The organism is Fischerella sp. JS2 (assembly GCF_032393985.1).
In the GTDB taxonomy this organism is placed as follows: Bacteria; Cyanobacteriota; Cyanobacteriia; order Cyanobacteriales; family Nostocaceae; genus Fischerella.
Genome location: NZ_CP135918.1, coordinates 906,188 through 921,831, shown reverse-complemented (window position 1 = coordinate 921,831; position 15,644 = coordinate 906,188). Strand labels below are relative to the sequence as shown.

14 protein-coding genes are annotated in these 15,644 nt (G+C 36.9%); 5 read left to right on the top strand and 9 right to left on the bottom strand.

The features are described 5' to 3' along the window. Positions 1–59 precede the first annotated feature (59 nt). Positions 60–956, top strand: a complete 897-nt coding sequence (locus RS893_RS03885) for a ParA family protein (protein ID WP_315789951.1) — start codon at positions 60–62, stop codon at positions 954–956. 138 nt (positions 957–1,094) lie between these two features. Here RS893_RS03885 and RS893_RS03880 read toward each other — a convergent pair whose 3' ends face one another. After that, positions 1,095–3,461, bottom strand: a complete 2,367-nt coding sequence (locus RS893_RS03880; protein WP_315789950.1) for a tetratricopeptide repeat protein — start codon at positions 3,459–3,461, stop codon at positions 1,095–1,097. 359 nt (positions 3,462–3,820) lie between these two features. On the opposite strand from RS893_RS03880, the gene RS893_RS03875 reads away from it, so the two are divergent. Together RS893_RS03875 and RS893_RS03870 are read left to right on the top strand one after the other, a co-directional pair. Continuing rightward, on the top strand, positions 3,821–4,081 hold the full coding sequence (locus RS893_RS03875) for a hypothetical protein (protein ID WP_315789949.1): 261 nt from the start codon (positions 3,821–3,823) through the stop codon (positions 4,079–4,081). Between the two features lie 42 nt (positions 4,082–4,123). After that, positions 4,124–4,351 (top strand): hypothetical protein, encoded by a 228-nt coding sequence (locus RS893_RS03870; protein ID WP_315789948.1) that lies wholly within the window; start codon positions 4,124–4,126, stop codon positions 4,349–4,351. A 19-nt stretch (positions 4,352–4,370) separates the two neighbouring features. Here RS893_RS03870 and RS893_RS03865 read toward each other — a convergent pair whose 3' ends face one another. Further along, a complete protein-coding gene (locus RS893_RS03865; protein WP_315791860.1) occupies positions 4,371–6,617 on the bottom strand; it encodes an ATP-binding protein in 2,247 nt (748 codons plus the stop codon). Between the two features lie 436 nt (positions 6,618–7,053). Between RS893_RS03865 and RS893_RS03860 the strand changes: the two genes are divergently transcribed. Further along, positions 7,054–7,506, top strand: a complete 453-nt coding sequence (locus tag RS893_RS03860) for a response regulator (protein WP_315789947.1) — start codon at positions 7,054–7,056, stop codon at positions 7,504–7,506. 77 nt (positions 7,507–7,583) lie between these two features. On the opposite strand, the gene RS893_RS03855 is transcribed toward RS893_RS03860, so the two are convergent. Together RS893_RS03855 and RS893_RS03850 are read right to left on the bottom strand one after the other, a co-directional pair. Then, complete coding sequence (locus tag RS893_RS03855) at positions 7,584–7,979, bottom strand: nuclear transport factor 2 family protein (protein ID WP_315789946.1); 396 nt, start codon at positions 7,977–7,979, stop codon at positions 7,584–7,586. Positions 7,980–8,529: 550 nt separating this feature from the next. Next, complete coding sequence (locus tag RS893_RS03850; protein WP_315789945.1) at positions 8,530–9,426, bottom strand: cation diffusion facilitator family transporter; 897 nt, start codon at positions 9,424–9,426, stop codon at positions 8,530–8,532. A gap of 420 nt (positions 9,427–9,846) precedes the next feature. Here RS893_RS03850 and RS893_RS03845 point away from each other — a divergent pair, with 420 nt between their 5' ends. Then, positions 9,847–10,200, top strand: coding sequence for a hypothetical protein (locus RS893_RS03845; RefSeq protein WP_315789944.1), 354 nt, complete (start codon positions 9,847–9,849; stop codon positions 10,198–10,200). 388 nt (positions 10,201–10,588) lie between these two features. Here RS893_RS03845 and RS893_RS03840 read toward each other — a convergent pair whose 3' ends face one another. From RS893_RS03840 to RS893_RS03820, 5 genes are all read right to left on the bottom strand, one after another. Further along, on the bottom strand, positions 10,589–10,825 hold the full coding sequence (locus RS893_RS03840) for a DUF4327 family protein (RefSeq protein ID WP_009454716.1): 237 nt from the start codon (positions 10,823–10,825) through the stop codon (positions 10,589–10,591). A 1,201-nt stretch (positions 10,826–12,026) separates the two neighbouring features. Continuing rightward, a complete protein-coding gene (rbfA, locus tag RS893_RS03835) occupies positions 12,027–12,431 on the bottom strand; it encodes a 30S ribosome-binding factor RbfA (RefSeq protein ID WP_315789943.1) in 405 nt (134 codons plus the stop codon). Positions 12,432–12,683: 252 nt separating this feature from the next. Then, positions 12,684–12,890 (bottom strand): DUF751 family protein, encoded by a 207-nt coding sequence (locus RS893_RS03830; protein ID WP_009454713.1) that lies wholly within the window; start codon positions 12,888–12,890, stop codon positions 12,684–12,686. A gap of 478 nt (positions 12,891–13,368) precedes the next feature. Continuing rightward, positions 13,369–14,559: a HetZ-related protein gene (locus tag RS893_RS03825; protein ID WP_315789942.1), complete on the bottom strand. Its 1,191-nt coding sequence runs from the start codon at positions 14,557–14,559 to the stop codon at positions 13,369–13,371. A 351-nt stretch (positions 14,560–14,910) separates the two neighbouring features. Continuing rightward, positions 14,911–15,570 (bottom strand): L-threonylcarbamoyladenylate synthase, encoded by a 660-nt coding sequence (locus tag RS893_RS03820; protein ID WP_315789941.1) that lies wholly within the window; start codon positions 15,568–15,570, stop codon positions 14,911–14,913. Positions 15,571–15,644: the final 74 nt, after the last annotated feature.

Below are 15,644 nucleotides of genomic sequence, written 5' to 3'. Positions count from 1 at the left end.
CCCAACAACCAAACGTTTACGCTACTTAGATCGGAATGCGTGATTAAAGGACTTAGCTAATGGGATATGTAATTGCAACTGCAAATATGAAAGGTGGGGTTGGTAAAACAACTCTTAGCGTGAATATAGCGACTTGTTTAGCAAAAGAACATGGTAAGCGAGTACTTGTGCTTGACTTAGATAGTCAAATTAGTGCGACACTTAGTCTCATGTCGCCTATGGAGTTTGCCAAGCGCCGGAAAAACAGAAAGACGTTTAGGTATCTGATAGATCAAATTATCAATCCAGAACCGGAACAGAAACATACAATTCAAGATATAATTCTATCCCAAGTTTGTAATCTCCCCGGATTAAATTTGTTACCAGGGGATATTGATTTGTATGATGAATTTGTTGTTTCCGAAATGCTGCATCAACAAGCAGTTACTTTAGGAGAAAAGGATTTTGAAACTATTTGGAATCGTTTTGAAAGAGTCTTACTTGGTAAACTTTTAGAACCAGTCCGGGAAGAATATGATTTTATCATTTTAGACTGCGCCCCAGGATATAATCTTTTGACTCGTAGTGCTTTAGCTACTAGCAATTTCTACATTCTTCCTGCTAAACCAGAACCTTTATCTGTGGTGGGTATTCAGTTACTAGAAAGACGTATTGCTCAGCTCAAAGAAAGCCACGAACACGAAGCCAAAATTGATATTCAAATGCTGGGAATTGTCTTTACAATGTCTAATGCCAACTTGTTAACTGGCAGATATTATAAACAAGTGATGCAACGCGTTCATCAAGATTTTGGTGTAGAAAAAATATGTCAAACTCAAATACCAGTTGATGTGAATGTTGCGAAAGCAGTTGATAGTTTTATGCCTGTGATTTTAAATGCTCCCCAATCATCAGGTTCTAAAGCTTTTTCTCAGTTAACTCAAGAGTTACTGCAAAAGCTCAGAATATATACATAAGTTTTAGGTAAAAATTTTAAGTTTGTAGTAAGCAATAAAGTGCTTAGATCTTAGTGGAAAAACGCTTACTACAAGCTTAATTAAATTAATAACTCATCAACTATTAATTCTTCTCCTGTATGTTAGCTCGGATGCTCATTAATCTTTTGTAAAAACACCCATTGATTTTTGGACTTTTTCTACTTGCTTGGGTGCTTGCATTTCTTGAAAGAGGCGAATTGCTTCTAGAAAATTATCTCTACTCTTATGCGTTTCACCTGTAATTTTATAAGTCAATGCTAGTTGATAATAAGCATTAGCTAAATTGGCTTTAGCACCAATTTTTTGTAGTATATCTATAGTTTCTTTGTGATAGGAAATAGCTGTGCTATATTCTTGTTTTTCGCGATAAATTTCTGCCAAACAACCGATCGCTCTACCTTTGATTTGCGTAAAATTATTTTCTTCACAATGTAAAATAGTTTCTTGGCATATCTGTAAAGATTTTTCTAAATTATCTAAATTTTTATAAGTAAACGCCAGAGTTGCAAGGCTGTGTCCTATTCCCCACAAAGTCATTCTGCTTGAGGAAGAGATAGAAAGATAGACATTTTCAGCTAGAGAAAAAGCATCTGCTTGAGAACCAGAGCAAGAATGCAGATAAGCCAGACAACATTGAGAATATATCATATAATCATCTAAAATACTGTTTTTTTCAGCTAGTGAGCAAACAGCACCAAAACATGCTTGAGCTTCTGGCACTTCCCATAATTCAAGTTTGCAAAGCCCTCTATTAAAGAGTAAAGAAATTTTTGTCTGCTCAGAAACTAACTTTTGATCTACTATTGCTTCTATGGTTTGGTAGCATTGTATGGCTTGTTCAATCTGGCCGATAATTCTGTATGTATAGCCTAGCATATTATAAAGTTTGCTAAGGCTTTCTTGGGATTGCACATGATCAATGATTCTTGTGATCACAGAAATAATTTTTTGGGGTAATCCAAGTTGGTAAAATGAACAGCCTAAAGGTAAACCAGTACCCCATTGTTTACCTCTACCTTTGATGATGACATTGGCAGCTTTTTCAAAATCTTCAATTTCTACATAGTGATAATAAGCTTCTAATGCTTTTAAAGCATCAATAATATCTTTAACTTCTACTACTTGTTGTGTCCAAAATTCTGCTGCTTTGTAGTTCACTAATTCCCATTCGGGAGTAGATTTGAGTCTAGCGATCGCTTCAGCGCGAATTACTGAATGCAGCCAGTACTGTCCTTTTTTAGCTTCTATTAATGATAAATCTTGCAAAGCTCTCATGACACGTCGGCGTTGTGATTCGGCAACATCCCAAAGTAAACATAAAACACCTTCAATCGGTACTGATGTGATGTCTTGATAACGGTAGCAACCTAAACGACACAGTAATCTGTATGCTTCTATATTATTTTCCTGCAATCGATCAAATTGAGTAGTAACTAAATCATTCAATTGTCTTTCATTGAGTAAATCGTTGCTGTGTTCTTGCCAATAAGCATCTATATCACCGCCAAAATCTGTAGAAATTGCACCCCGAATAATTTGCATGGCTTTAGCATTTCCTCCATAGGCTTTGCACATTTCACTTAAAACTATGGTGTTAGCATCAATATTGTGGCTACTAAAAAATTGTCGCCATGCTTGTTCGTTCAAACCTTCTAGAAGGTAAGTAGAAATTTCTATACTAGATTCCGATAAACGCTCGCGACTAGTTACTAAGGTGATTGAATGTACTAATGAATCTGCTAAAACTCGCAATAAATCCACATAAGGACGACGAGTATCAATTAATTTACCATTTCTATCTAAAGCTGTTTCTAAGTTGTCAATAAATATGCCTATTTGGTACTTTGGATCTCGTAATTTACGCCGCAGTCTCTCCAAATTAATACCAAATTCTCGTCCTGGTTCTTCGTTAAAATCTCGCCGCAACCATTCTTCAACTACACTCTCTGCTGAGGTAATATTTTGAGTATCTGTTGCCATCCATAATTCTAAAACTTTGTCTAGTTTTTGGGTTTTAAAATATTTGCGTGCAAGGGTAGTTTTACCAACACCGCCTTCTCCTTGAATGAGAATAACTTTTGTTCCTTGACGGATGATGTAATTGAGTTCTGCTATTTCGCGATCGCGTCCAACAAAGTTAGATTCTATACTTTCTATTTGCGATTGCTTAAGTTGCCCATTATCATTATGATTCTGGAAGTATCTTTGCGAGCGTTGGTTTCTCCACCAATTGACAATCACCGCTTGAAAGTTTGATTTTGATACTCTTTCCCCTGTTACATGCGACAGTAACTGCCATAGTTTAGCACCAACTGCTTTGAGGTGAGCTTCTGTATAACCTCGGCTGTTAGCAATATCTAAATATGTACGCCTTTCGTCTTCCCACAATTGACGCAAAATAATTCTTTGAGTTCTATCTAAGTGTTCTCCTGTATTAGTAAAAACTAAATTATCTAGAAACTCTAAAGCTTCTTCCGTATCCATTGCTAAGTCTGTGTATCATTTTATGTATTATAACGAGAGATTTGCTACTTTTTCCTACTACTTACACCATAAAATACTTTTTTCTGCAAGTAGGAAAATAACTTTATCCAACTGAAGAGTAATCTTTCTTGTATTACTTTTGTAAATAAGACAGAGAAATTTTAATTATGCCCAATGAAGTTAGATGAGGAGAATTTTGGGCGGGTTTTGATCAGTATTCTGTCGTTATATCTACAAATATCGTTGTCAAACCTACTTTTACAATTGTTAATTGTTGGTTAGTTATTTGTCTAGCCGAAAAAATTTATACCACAAATTAATAACTACTCAGTCATTATTCAGCCTCAAGGAGGTCAATCATGTTCGATAAAGATTGCCATCATGATTGCAGTCAAGGCTATTGTCCTTTTGCTAAAGATGCCCATAATGCTAACAGATATGTCTGCCTAAAATGTGGTGTTGAGCGCAATATAGATAATAAATTTGGCTCGTTTTGGCTACTTGTGTTGGCATTATTTATCCTATACCTACTGCTAGCTCCTAATCATCAACAAAAGGAACCGAAACAGCAGCAAGAGAATTTTTTAGAGTTTACCCAGCCATCTGATTTTGGATCTTAGATTTTGGATTGGTATTTGTCCACTCACATCAGGTAAAAAATTATGACTACGAATCAATACACACCTTTATTTCGATTAGTATCTAAATTCCTGAAATACTTTTTGTTGACGTTATTTGGTTTTGCGATCGCTTACGTTTTATCTATAAGTTTAGGTATTTTAGATGTTGTACCGATACTAATTTTTTTACTGCAACGTTTGTTCGTTCCCTTAGGAACTATTTTGTTATGTTTAATTGTCATAGCTGTACTATGGGAATCGTTGCGTTAACTAGTAGCAACACCGTCATTCATACTTCATTTTGCTTTTGTAAAGTAAAATAAAACGTACTACCTTCACCGTAAGTTGATTCTACCCAGATTTGACCTTCATGTCTTTCTACGATTTTTTTAGCAATGGTTAGTCCCGCACCTGTACCACCACCATATTTACTTGGACTATGTAGACGTTTGAAGATACGGAAAATAACTTCCAAGTGTTTTTCTCGCATACCTATGCCATTATCTCGGATATAAAATGTCAGTGGCTCAGAATTTTCAATATAGCCAATTTCCACCCATTTCTCGGCTTTATCGTTATATTTGATGGCGTTGGTAATCAAGTTACTAAAAACTTCGCCAATTTGAATGCGATCGCAATATACTATTGGCAATGGTTTAGGTATACGAATTTTTACTCCTGTCTCTTCAATGCGAGCGCTTAATAAATCTAAAATTCGATGTACAACAGCATTCAAATCAGTCTGTTGCATCGACATATCTGTTCTTCCTAAGCGGGAAAAATGTAGTAGTGAATCGATGAGATCCTCCATTCGCTTAGTAAGACGAATCAGAGTCCTAAGTTTATTTTTGCCTTCTTCGTCTACTATCTCACCGTAGTCTTCAATTAAAAAATTTGAATAATTATGAATACCACGCAATGGTTCTTTTAAATCGTGGGAAGCAATATAGGCGAAAGCATCCAACTCTTTATTACTACGTTCCAATTCCACATTCAGCTTTGCTAGTTCGTCTGCTTTCCGCACTACCATACTTATAATGGCGCTGCGTAATTCTAGTGCAGCATTAATTTCATAAGCTTTCCAAGGTAGAGATGTCAGCCTGACAACTTCTTTCCATAACTCAAATGACTTACGTGGAGAGAGACGCAAACTACCATTTTTACTTACTTCTACAGGTTTATTCGGATTCCCACCCCAATTAACTGTTTGTATTACCTCTGGACGAAACCATAAAACATATTTATTTTGATGTTTAGAAATAGAAATTACTATCAAACCACTGGCAATACTTTTATATTTTTCTGATTCTGGATAAATTTTTGATAATGAATCAGTATAAAAAATATCTTTTTCAACATTTTTATTAATCCAAACTAATAATTTTTGAATATCTTGTTCTTCTGGAGTATTGCCAATTAAATACAATTCATTATTTAAACAAATTGTTGCACCATGAGCATGAACAAGATGAAGTAAATTTGGTTGTTTGTGAATTAATCCATCAATAAAATTTTTCTCCACTGACATATATTCGACTAATTTTACCAAAGTAGATTTCGTTTGGATTTTGGCTTCAGAGTCTTCGTTATCTTCTTTTGTTACTAATTCTAAAGAGGTTACTTGTCCCAAAAATTCACAAGCGTTACGAATTTCATAAGGAATATACTTTGGTGTTTGATGATGGCAAGCGATAAGTCCCCAAAGTTGATTATTTTTAAACAACGAAATCGACATTGACGCTTTCACACCCATGTTATGCATATATTCAATATGTATGGGTGAGACACTGCGTAAGACTGATTTGCTTAAATCTAAAGGCTTCTTTGTTAAGGGATTAATAGTAGGGACAATGGCAATAGGCTGATAATTAACGTCAGGAATAATCCTTAACCAATTTTGTCTGTAGAGTTCTCTAGCTTGTTTGGGAATATCTGAAGCAGGATAATGTAAATCTAGATAAGAAGGGAGGCACTCTTGCTTATCTTCTGCAATAACTATACCGTTCCAATTCTGATCAAATTTATAGACCATTACTCTATCAAACCCAGTGATTCTTCTCACTTCTTGAGCAATTATCTGACTAACTTCAGTAACAAATTTTGCTGACTGTAGTTTGCCAACTGCTAGTTTTACCAAATAATAAAATCTAAAATAAATATTATTTTTATCAGAGATCTGAGGTTCTAATTCTAATACTAATAATTTGTTTTGACGATGAATAATCGCATCAAAAAAATTACATGCTTGAGATATATTTATATTTATCTCAATGGGATTAACTATTTGTATATCTTCCTGCTTTAAACAATCATTCAAAAATTCTATTTGTTCAGGTTCAAGTAATATACTTAAAGGTTGATTGATCAATTCCTCAGGATGTAAGCCAAAAAAGGCGATTGTGTTATTACTAACTTGTAGTATAGTTAAATCAGGCTCTTGTAATGCTAAAATAACTCCGTGTGTTTGAATACAACCAGGAATATGAATCGGCTCTCTGTCACAGTTTGTTAAATCAACCTGAAATGGAAATACCATATCATTTTTATTAATATTCACGTTTTGAAAGTCCTAATCAAGATACAAGGTTGTTACTGATCTAAAAATAATCAAGGTAGCTTTTGAGCTTGATTTAGTTTGGGGAGATAGATATAATCTAAAGATGCATAAAAAATGTATTAACTATTCTAAACATTTCTATAAACCGATAAAATCAACAATATGGAATTATTTAATATTATTTAACACGAGGAAAATTTGATTCAGAGAAAGTTTTTGTAATCAGAAACTATCAAATCCCAAAATGACTAACAGAAAAAATCTATTCGATTTTTAGTATGAATTTACACATACAAATTAACTATTAAATTAACTATTTTTTTAATATGACTGAGTAGGTGGGTAGGGGACGCTAAAGCAGTAAAATTACTCAACATAAGATCTAAAAACCGAGGAAAAATGAGGGACTAAAGTAATGAGAGATAATTCTCTTTTTTCCAATATCGAAGGAGATACTTCGTCTTCTCTCCCTCTTGCTAGACTAAAAATCCTCGTAGTAGATGACGATAGCCGCTTTTATATTTCTACCGTATTGGAAGCAGACGGAGCCAGCGTTACTACAGTCGCGTCAGCAGCAGAAGCTTTAGAAGTGTTACCACAGTTACAACCTGATGTTTTAATTTGTGATATCGCAATGCCTGATGAGGATGGCTATTCCTTGATCCGCAAGATACGCAGCTTGCAAGCAGAAAAAGCAAGAAATGTACCAGCGATCGCATTAACAGCCTACGCGGACAGCGAAGATCGGATGCGCGCACTAGAAGCCGGCTTTCAAACTCATGTAGCTAAACCTGTAGATCCGGATAATTTGGTTGCAGCCGTTGCAGATGTGTTAGTTTCTTGTAAAACTAAAAACCTTAATCTATAATTAGGTATTCCAATTTTGGCTTTTGGCATCAAAAGCATAAGTCCCTGCCGAAGAAAGGATACTTCATACTTCACACTTTACACTTGAGATGATGGTGTTTCAGTATCAAAATATTCTCGCCAACGCCTGATCCGACCATCTCGAAAATCTACTACAATTGCATCTTCAGTTGTTTTGCGATGGTTAGTTGCTTTTTCTGTTTCTTGGTAACGCCATTCAATGACCGCTTGTTCGCCAGAGATAATCATCCGTTCAATATCAATCTTGATATCTTGCGATTGTTGAGCAACAAGGGAAACCGCTTTACTGATTTGTGCTGGTCCCTGCCACCTATGACCAGGTACAATAAGTTCACCATCCAGTGTAAATAATTGTGCTAAAGCATCACCATTAAGAGTAACCCAAGCATCTTTGGCTTGGTGAATTATAGTTGGAATATCTAGGTTGATCGATGATTCAGCTGATGCATTCATATTTACCCAAAAGCTCAAAATAATCAATGTTATTCCTAGCCTTTTAATTATCATAATCTAGCCCGGCTGATTGCTGACGATATGATTATTCTTATTGGTAATTGGTAATAGGTAATTCAGGAAGGCTCAAGTGTAGGATACTTGAGGTCAACCGCCATTGTGCATTATTAAAAAGGCAAATAAGCACACGTGGTGATACCGACAGGAAAAAATCTTCGGTGTCAGCACGAATGCTCATTGACCTTATGATAAACAAATCTAGATGTCTACAACCTCCGACCGTTCTGCTTTGGAAGAATTTAATCCCCCGTCAGTCATAGTAAAGTAGAGGAAGCGACAAAAACTCTACAACCATCTAGACTTCTTTATTATCATTATCAGCACCGTCTACTTCTGTGACGTCGCTCTCCTTCCAGAAGCAGCAAAGAACCACAACGGTAAAACTTTCTGTCAGTGCGTTTTGCTATGGTATGAGGATACTAATAATATTGAGGATACAACCCCTATCTAGAGTGAGAAAGTAGGTCTAACGTAAGAATGATTTGCTAGTTTAGTTAGATCCGAAGCTAATCCGCTCTGAGTGATACTCCGGTGGTTCGACATGAATTATAATCCGTACTGGACGAAAGCGTTCTTCTAATCGCCTTTCTACCTCTTCAGTGATGCGATGCGCTGTTTCCACATCTTCAGCATCAACTATTAAGTGCATTTCCATAAAGACTTGGCGACCAACAACACCCCGAGAGGCTATGTCATGACAGTTTATAACTCCAGGGACAGAAAGGGCGATCGCATGAATCACTTCTGGTGCGATCGCAATTTGGTCTACAAGCCAAGGTAAATTTTCTCTTAAAACTGTCCAGCCACTCCAAAATACCAATAAAGCTACAGGGAAAGCCAGCACCACATCTAACCACTGATAGCCCAACCATACACCAATCAAACCGCCAATCACGGAAATAGTTACCCAAACGTCACTCATCGTATGTTTAGCATCGGCGATCAAAATTGGACTGCCGACTTTTACACCTACGTGACGTTCGTAAAAGGTGACGAAAATATTCACACCCAATACAACTAGTAATAACCACAATTGTGGTGCTGATATTCTCACTGGTTCACCACCATTGAGAATGCGTTCAACAGCACCTTGGAGAATTTCAAAACAGGCTATACCCAAAAACGCCGCAATTCCCAAAGCACCAACTGCTTCAAATTTTAGATGTCCATAAGGATGTTCCCGGTCAGGCTGAGGCGAAGAAAATCGGCTCGCAATCAATCCCAAAATATTGTTAGCGCTATCGGTTACGCTATGTAAGGCATCAGCTAACAAACTCAAAGAACCTGTTAACTTGCCTACAACTGCTTTTAATAGCATCACGAAGATATTTAGCAATAAAGTGATGATTAAAACCTTTTTAACTGTGGCACGGTTATCTAAAGACATAAAGGATTTTTAACTATCATTTTCTATGACTTCTAAGTGTAGAACTAAATACATCAATCCAATGTGTCAATCTCTTACGCAGTAAGAATTTTATCTTTCTATAACGTCAATTTTTCACCGTAGTTTATTGAAATATTTTTTAATTAAAAGTAGCCACAAACCTGATTATAATGAGCCTATACCATTACTCAAGCAACTATATTTATTAGCATTTAGGTGAGGAAAATTTTTCTTACTTTTTCCTGAAGTATAATCTTCTATCCTATCTCTACAGTTATTACTTCCAATCACAAACAACCAACAACACGTTTAGTATATTCTTGAGATTTTGGAAATTATTACCATTAACAAACAAATGCAGCTGGATGTTATCTGTACCAGGAAAATGGTATCTGTACTAAAATATCTCAAAAATCGCTCATGTCTGGAAATCATCTGACACTCAACTTAGTAGAGGGTTCTGTCTGTTTTAGCTTTTCACCCCAAGCAGCACAGGAACTAAAAGCAGCGCTAGAACAGTTAATGAATAGTCTGAAAGCTGTTGCTGCTAAAACTGTCCCGGGTGGCGGAAAAACTAACCCTCAGCGCCCAATGGAATATCGTTATACAGGAGAAGTATTTTTAGAGATTTTTTGTAACCCCAACATTTGGCCTACACCTTTTGCTGCAAAAGTTCTACTTACTATCCGTGACATCAACATTCGCTTGACTACAGAAGCTGAACTCACCCGTGTTATAGAAGATGTGAATTTGTATTTAGAGGAAGTTGGGTAATTTTGATTGCTGCTGGTTGGTTGTTGGTGGTTGATGAGACCAAACAACAAACCACTAACAACTAACAACTCACAACTACCACCAAAAAATTACCGGAGTAGTTGCCAAAACAAAACTACTCCGGCAGATTATCAATATACTCAATTAAGTTTCAGCCCCTATATATTGACACCTGATGATATGGCGTACAAGTTGCTGTTGTATATTGCTGATACGAGAAACAGTAGGAACAGATAGCAGATAGGTAGTTACATCCAGATCGAAAAATATTGATGACAAGCAGAGAATATCTTGAAATTGGGCGTTGAATCTTTTTTTATAAAATCCACACATCCAAGAAATATATTCCCAATCTAATATCAATGGTTTTCTGTTAATTTTCTCTTGATTAGTCGTTTTCCCATTCTTCCCGACCAATAAGATCGCCGATGCGATCGCGTAACAGGAAGTCGCATTTTTCTAATTCACATTCGATACATACCCACTCACGAGCTGGGATGTATTGGCAGAGAGTATATATTGGTTGCTGTCTGCTAACCACTCCCTTCTGCACAAGTCGCCGTGCTTCGTCTTGAATCACGTCCAAAGAGTAGTAGCTGATAGAGGGCACCGTATTCACACTCATGATCTTTACTCACAAATTTACACGTAAGTAGTGTTCCCAAAAAATAATTAGGAACAAACATAACAACGAGTAGGTCTTTAACTGGAATTTTGTAATTTGGTATACGGAACTATTTTCATTTTGACGCTACCTATCCTCAAATTATGTAAAGAAATGTTAAGAATGTCAAATATTCATGATAATTTGTTTTGTAGCTCCTTAAACAAAAATATTTAAGTTGTTGTGGAGTGAATATTTGCTTGATTTTTAGTAGAGCAGTTACTCAACTTCGGTATTCACGAACAGAAACCAGATATTTGTTAAACAAATGAATTACATACTCAAAGATGTATGTAATTCACATATCTAGATACTGGTATTGTTTTATGAAAAAACAATCAAAGAATATTGGGTAGAAGTATATGTATAAACTGCTGCAAACCATAAGGGCTACAATACACCACTCAACGTTGTAGAGGTTTGTTTGTTAATAATTTCTTAAATAAACTTTCAACTAGTAGCTGAAGTTCAATACTACCACCAAACAAATTTCCTCTTTGGGGGAGTTGTAGCAATCTTGAATCAATTTAAAATGATGTTGATCTGCCTTTAAGTTAGCAGTTGTGGTAATTTGAAATTCATATATTTGTGTTATGTATTCCATCTTTAGTTAGCAGTAAATTTGCTGAAATCATATGTCTTAATCAATCACTTAATATTTTTGTGTTCAAAAATATTAAGCAACGTAAATCATTTTGTCATTAATTGTTAACTTTGGTTGATGTTATAAATTCTTCTCATAACTGAGAAGGATTATTACGAAGTTTCTAATGCATATGAAAAGATGCACTTTCAGGGGACGCCCCTGAATAAATTTGGGGGGTTCGCCCATATTTTGGTTGCAGGGCTATCCCGGTAATTGGCAATTGTCAGTTGGTAATTGGAAAACTTAGTCATCCTTCTTCCCAATTACCTCAATACCGTTTCACTGTAAGTCTGATACATTTGACAAGCAGGATAAGGGGGAGAATTTGTATCAGGAAATGTGTGAAGTGGTAAAGTCAACTATGTAAATCAATGTAAAGTCTCTTCTAGCGGTGCTAAAGCACTACTTATTAAAACCTTATTAAGCATATTGAAACAGACACGATTACTTTGTGTCTGTAAAATGTGTGGCTGATTTTTGAGAAGAAATTGTTGTTTAAGTTACAGATTTTGCAGATTAGACTTCTTCTTCGTTATTTTCTCCATTCTCTGCCACAATTTCTGGCTTACGTTGAAGTTCGAGTTGGTTCAATAGCGACAGCACCTTACTACCACGTTCTATGGAACGGTCTTCGATAAACACCACCTCTGGTGTGCGACGCAGCCGCACTCGTGCGCCCAGTTCGCTACGGACATAACCTGTCGCCGATTTTAAGCCTGCCATTGTTTCTGCTTTGGCTTCTTCTGTGCCGTAAATTGACACATATATTTTGGCGTGTTGCAAATCGCCAGAAACATCAACATCAGTAACGCTTACCATTCCCGTACCCACACGGTCATCCTTTATGCCGTTGAGTAGCATTTGGCTAACTTCCCGTTTAATTAATTCAGCAACGCGGGAAACGCGGCGACTTGTAGCCATAAAGATCATGCCTCCTTACAGAGGTACTACGTTAACATTTTTATCAGCCCTTCAGGCAAGGCAGAGGGCAGAAGGCAGCAAGGTTTGAAAAAGTCTTAGGGTATGCCCTTTCGCCTTACTCAAACTGGGTTTCAGAACCCTACTAAATCGTAGATTTAGTGGTCTTCGGTTTAGTGAGGTATTGGAACTCTTCACTAATTGCCTTTTGCCTCTTGCCTTCTGCCTTCTGCCTTCTTTATATATAGTTTGGACTCAAATTGTACTCAAACCTAGCATGGCACGAAGGGTAAGAGTGACGAAGACAATTCCGCCTACCAAAAAGCCCAAGAGGGCAATTAAAGTAATTGGGCGTTTCAACAAGGGTGCTAGTGGTGCAAACGTGTTCAACAAAACGCCTAACAGGGTAGTAATGAAGTAGCGCTGGTAGCGAAAGACGTTATCCCAAAATCCGTCAAACATTTGATTTTAAACTGCCTTGTTCTTAATTGTACGTTTGTTGTAATCTGCCCTATTAATATACATTTTGACACTCCTACACCAAAAATGTGATAGGATTGCCGATTTGAGTTTTGAAACAAACTTAACACAAAACAGGATTCTAGCATATTTGAGAATAAAAATAGCAGTTGGATTGCTTGAATACAAAACTATGAAATATTTAATCGACAAACCAACATTTTTATTAAAATTATTTGTCTTTTATAAGATAAATATTAAATGATAGTTATATATAAAAATAAAATCAAAAAATCAAATTTCACTTTTTGCTGCAATATTTGAGAGATGCCAGATGTAGGATTTTCCTAGAGTAGTTCCCCCCAGAAATGGGGGAAAAATAGGGAAAATGAAGTAAGTTATTAGAATACGCATCTACAACCAGGAAATTGAGAAAAACTAGTCAACATGAACTAATAAAATATAAAAGTAACTTAAGTTTTCAACCAGTCTGAACTTCTGTATTTCCATTACGCATAGCCCATGCTTGTTCTAGTAATTGAGTCCAGCGCTTTTGCAGTTGTTTGGGAGTACATTTTAGGGCTTTAGCGATCGCTTGATCTGTTTGTTTGGCGGCTTTGAGTTGTAGTATCTGCCGTTGTTGCTCAGAAAGTTGATTCAAAAAGCGTTCCCACTGTTGAGAAGACAGCCCTAGCTTTTGTTCTAAACCTACACCCAGCCATTGATGAACTAATTGCCAGTGATGGGTACGAGCAAACTTTTCCACATGATATTTAAAACGTTGTTGGAGATAATCTCGTTGGCGACTAGTTAAACCAAGAATATGGTCAATTTCTGGTGCTGATAAGTCTTGGAGTTTTAGTGCTAGGTAATCTATACAATCCTGTTGACCTTGGGATTCAAAGTATTTAACCAATTCTGAGATCACACGATCGCGTTCGCTTTCTTCAGCTAAATCAAAACTTGGTTGCGAAACCATTTGCGATCGCAGCTGTTGCACCGCCGAGTTACGCTGATAAGATTCTGCATCTTCAGTCTTAGCAGCTTCTGTTGCCATTTCAAAATCTACATTTGTTTCCTGGGGTAGCCGCCGAGCAAAACTTTGAGCGCGGAGTATAATCAACTGCTGATTCGCACCACCAGCTAGATTAATCCGACGCTTCGCATACTGTTCTGTAAACGCCATGTATTCTGCTAGTTGTAGCAGAGTGTGGGGGCTATAATCTTCTGGTAATTCATTTTCTCGCCGAAAAGCTTTGATTGCCTCAATATAAAATGCTTGGAGGAAATCTTCAATTAAATTGTAACGAGCTTGAAATCCTAATTCACCTCCAGCAACGCTGACGTGGCGATAAACCATAGCGCCTAAGCAGCTATGTAATTCCACCCGTCCCTGCTTGGAACCTAATTTGTAATAACGCAAGCATTTTTGTAGACGATGACGTGCTAGAGTCAGCAACCAAGACTTAATCTGTCCAGATTTTTGAATGCGGTAGCTTTTCTCGCATATACGCTCTACTTCTTTGGCTATACGCATTGCTACAGCTTGTGTACAACCAGGTGTGGCTTTAGAGTGTGCTTGTATTTCTTTATATAAAAACTGCGTCAAAGCATCGTTGTAGCTGTTAGAAGATGGTGTAAAGGTTGGTAGATTAGCTAGATTGGCTTTCATGATCTTCTTTGGGAGTGGTACTGCACCGTAACTACATGACAACAGAAGCTGCGGTAATCTCATAAGCTTTTATTGCTTAATCACCACAAGCCCTGCTCACATTTAAGAATGTAAGAAATCTCCGTAAGTTCCAGGTAAGAAAATGTGTCGGTTTTTCTACAAGCAACTTAACAATGGCTGACACCTGGGTATTCTTGACCACCCCAAAATAGTCAAAACCCTTAATACACAAAGATTTATCCCCGTCATAGTCATAAGAGAGCTTGGCTTTGTCTGTATGACAATCATTAAACTGGTGTTTTTTTCTTTACAGTTTCCGAAATTAAATCAATAGCCTGTGAAGTAAATTTCTTATACCCATGCTGTCGCTCTTTCCCAACCTAAACCCTGCCTGATCATCATTGGTTCCTCTCCAGTTAAATCCAAAATTGTAGACACTTCATAGTTTGGTTCTTCGCCAGTGTCTACAATAACATCGACCAATCCTTCCAAACGGTCAAATAATTCTACTCGCGATAAAATTTGTTCTTCTTCTACTCCCAAAATTCTATTATTTGTCTCATCTGGCGGTAAATGTGCTGAGGTCGAAATAATCGGATTTCCTAAGGCTGACAGCAGTTCTAAGCACACCTTATGATTTGGCACTCTAATTCCAGTAGTTTTGCGTTTCGGATTTTGCACCAAACGCGGCACTAACTTTGTAGCAGGTAGCAAAAACGTATATGGTCCTGGAATCAAGTGCTTCATAATTCGGTAAGCAGTGTCGCTTACATTTGCATAAGTCGCTACATTGGAAAGCGATGAACACAAAAACGTTAACGGTTTGTCATTTGCTAGCTGTTTAATTTTCCGTACTCGTTCCACCGCCGACTTCGCATTTAAATCACAACCGATCGCGTAAACTGTATCAGTAGGGTAAAGCATCACTGCACCATCAGAGAGTGCCGTCTTTATCTCCTCTATTCGACGGGCCTGGGGATTATCAGGATGAACTGAGAAAATTTTTGTCATAGATTTGGGAATAGATAGTGGTTAGTGGATAGTGGATAGTGGTAAAAGGTGAACAACTAACTACTAACTACTAA

What these genes read in the sequence shown, in the direction of transcription:
- rbfA (WP_315789943.1), bottom strand. Translation starts at nt 12,431, where the DNA reads ATGGCTACAAGTCGCCGCGTTTCCCGCGTTGCTGAATTAATTAAACGG.
- RS893_RS03825 (WP_315789942.1), bottom strand. Translation starts at nt 14,559, where the DNA reads ATGAAAGCCAATCTAGCTAATCTACCAACCTTTACACCATCTTCTAAC.
- RS893_RS03865 (WP_315791860.1), bottom strand. Translation starts at nt 6,617, where the DNA reads ATGGTATTTCCATTTCAGGTTGATTTAACAAACTGTGACAGAGAGCCG.
- RS893_RS03845 (WP_315789944.1), top strand. Translation starts at nt 9,847, where the DNA reads ATGTCTGGAAATCATCTGACACTCAACTTAGTAGAGGGTTCTGTCTGT.
- RS893_RS03880 (WP_315789950.1), bottom strand. Translation starts at nt 3,461, where the DNA reads ATGGATACGGAAGAAGCTTTAGAGTTTCTAGATAATTTAGTTTTTACT.
- RS893_RS03860 (WP_315789947.1), top strand. Translation starts at nt 7,054, where the DNA reads ATGAGAGATAATTCTCTTTTTTCCAATATCGAAGGAGATACTTCGTCT.
- RS893_RS03885 (WP_315789951.1), top strand. Translation starts at nt 60, where the DNA reads ATGGGATATGTAATTGCAACTGCAAATATGAAAGGTGGGGTTGGTAAA.
- RS893_RS03855 (WP_315789946.1), bottom strand. Translation starts at nt 7,979, where the DNA reads ATGAATGCATCAGCTGAATCATCGATCAACCTAGATATTCCAACTATA.
- RS893_RS03830 (WP_009454713.1), bottom strand. Translation starts at nt 12,890, where the DNA reads ATGTTTGACGGATTTTGGGATAACGTCTTTCGCTACCAGCGCTACTTC.
- RS893_RS03850 (WP_315789945.1), bottom strand. Translation starts at nt 9,426, where the DNA reads ATGTCTTTAGATAACCGTGCCACAGTTAAAAAGGTTTTAATCATCACT.
- RS893_RS03820 (WP_315789941.1), bottom strand. Translation starts at nt 15,570, where the DNA reads ATGACAAAAATTTTCTCAGTTCATCCTGATAATCCCCAGGCCCGTCGA.
- RS893_RS03840 (WP_009454716.1), bottom strand. Translation starts at nt 10,825, where the DNA reads ATGAGTGTGAATACGGTGCCCTCTATCAGCTACTACTCTTTGGACGTG.
- RS893_RS03870 (WP_315789948.1), top strand. Translation starts at nt 4,124, where the DNA reads ATGACTACGAATCAATACACACCTTTATTTCGATTAGTATCTAAATTC.
- RS893_RS03875 (WP_315789949.1), top strand. Translation starts at nt 3,821, where the DNA reads ATGTTCGATAAAGATTGCCATCATGATTGCAGTCAAGGCTATTGTCCT.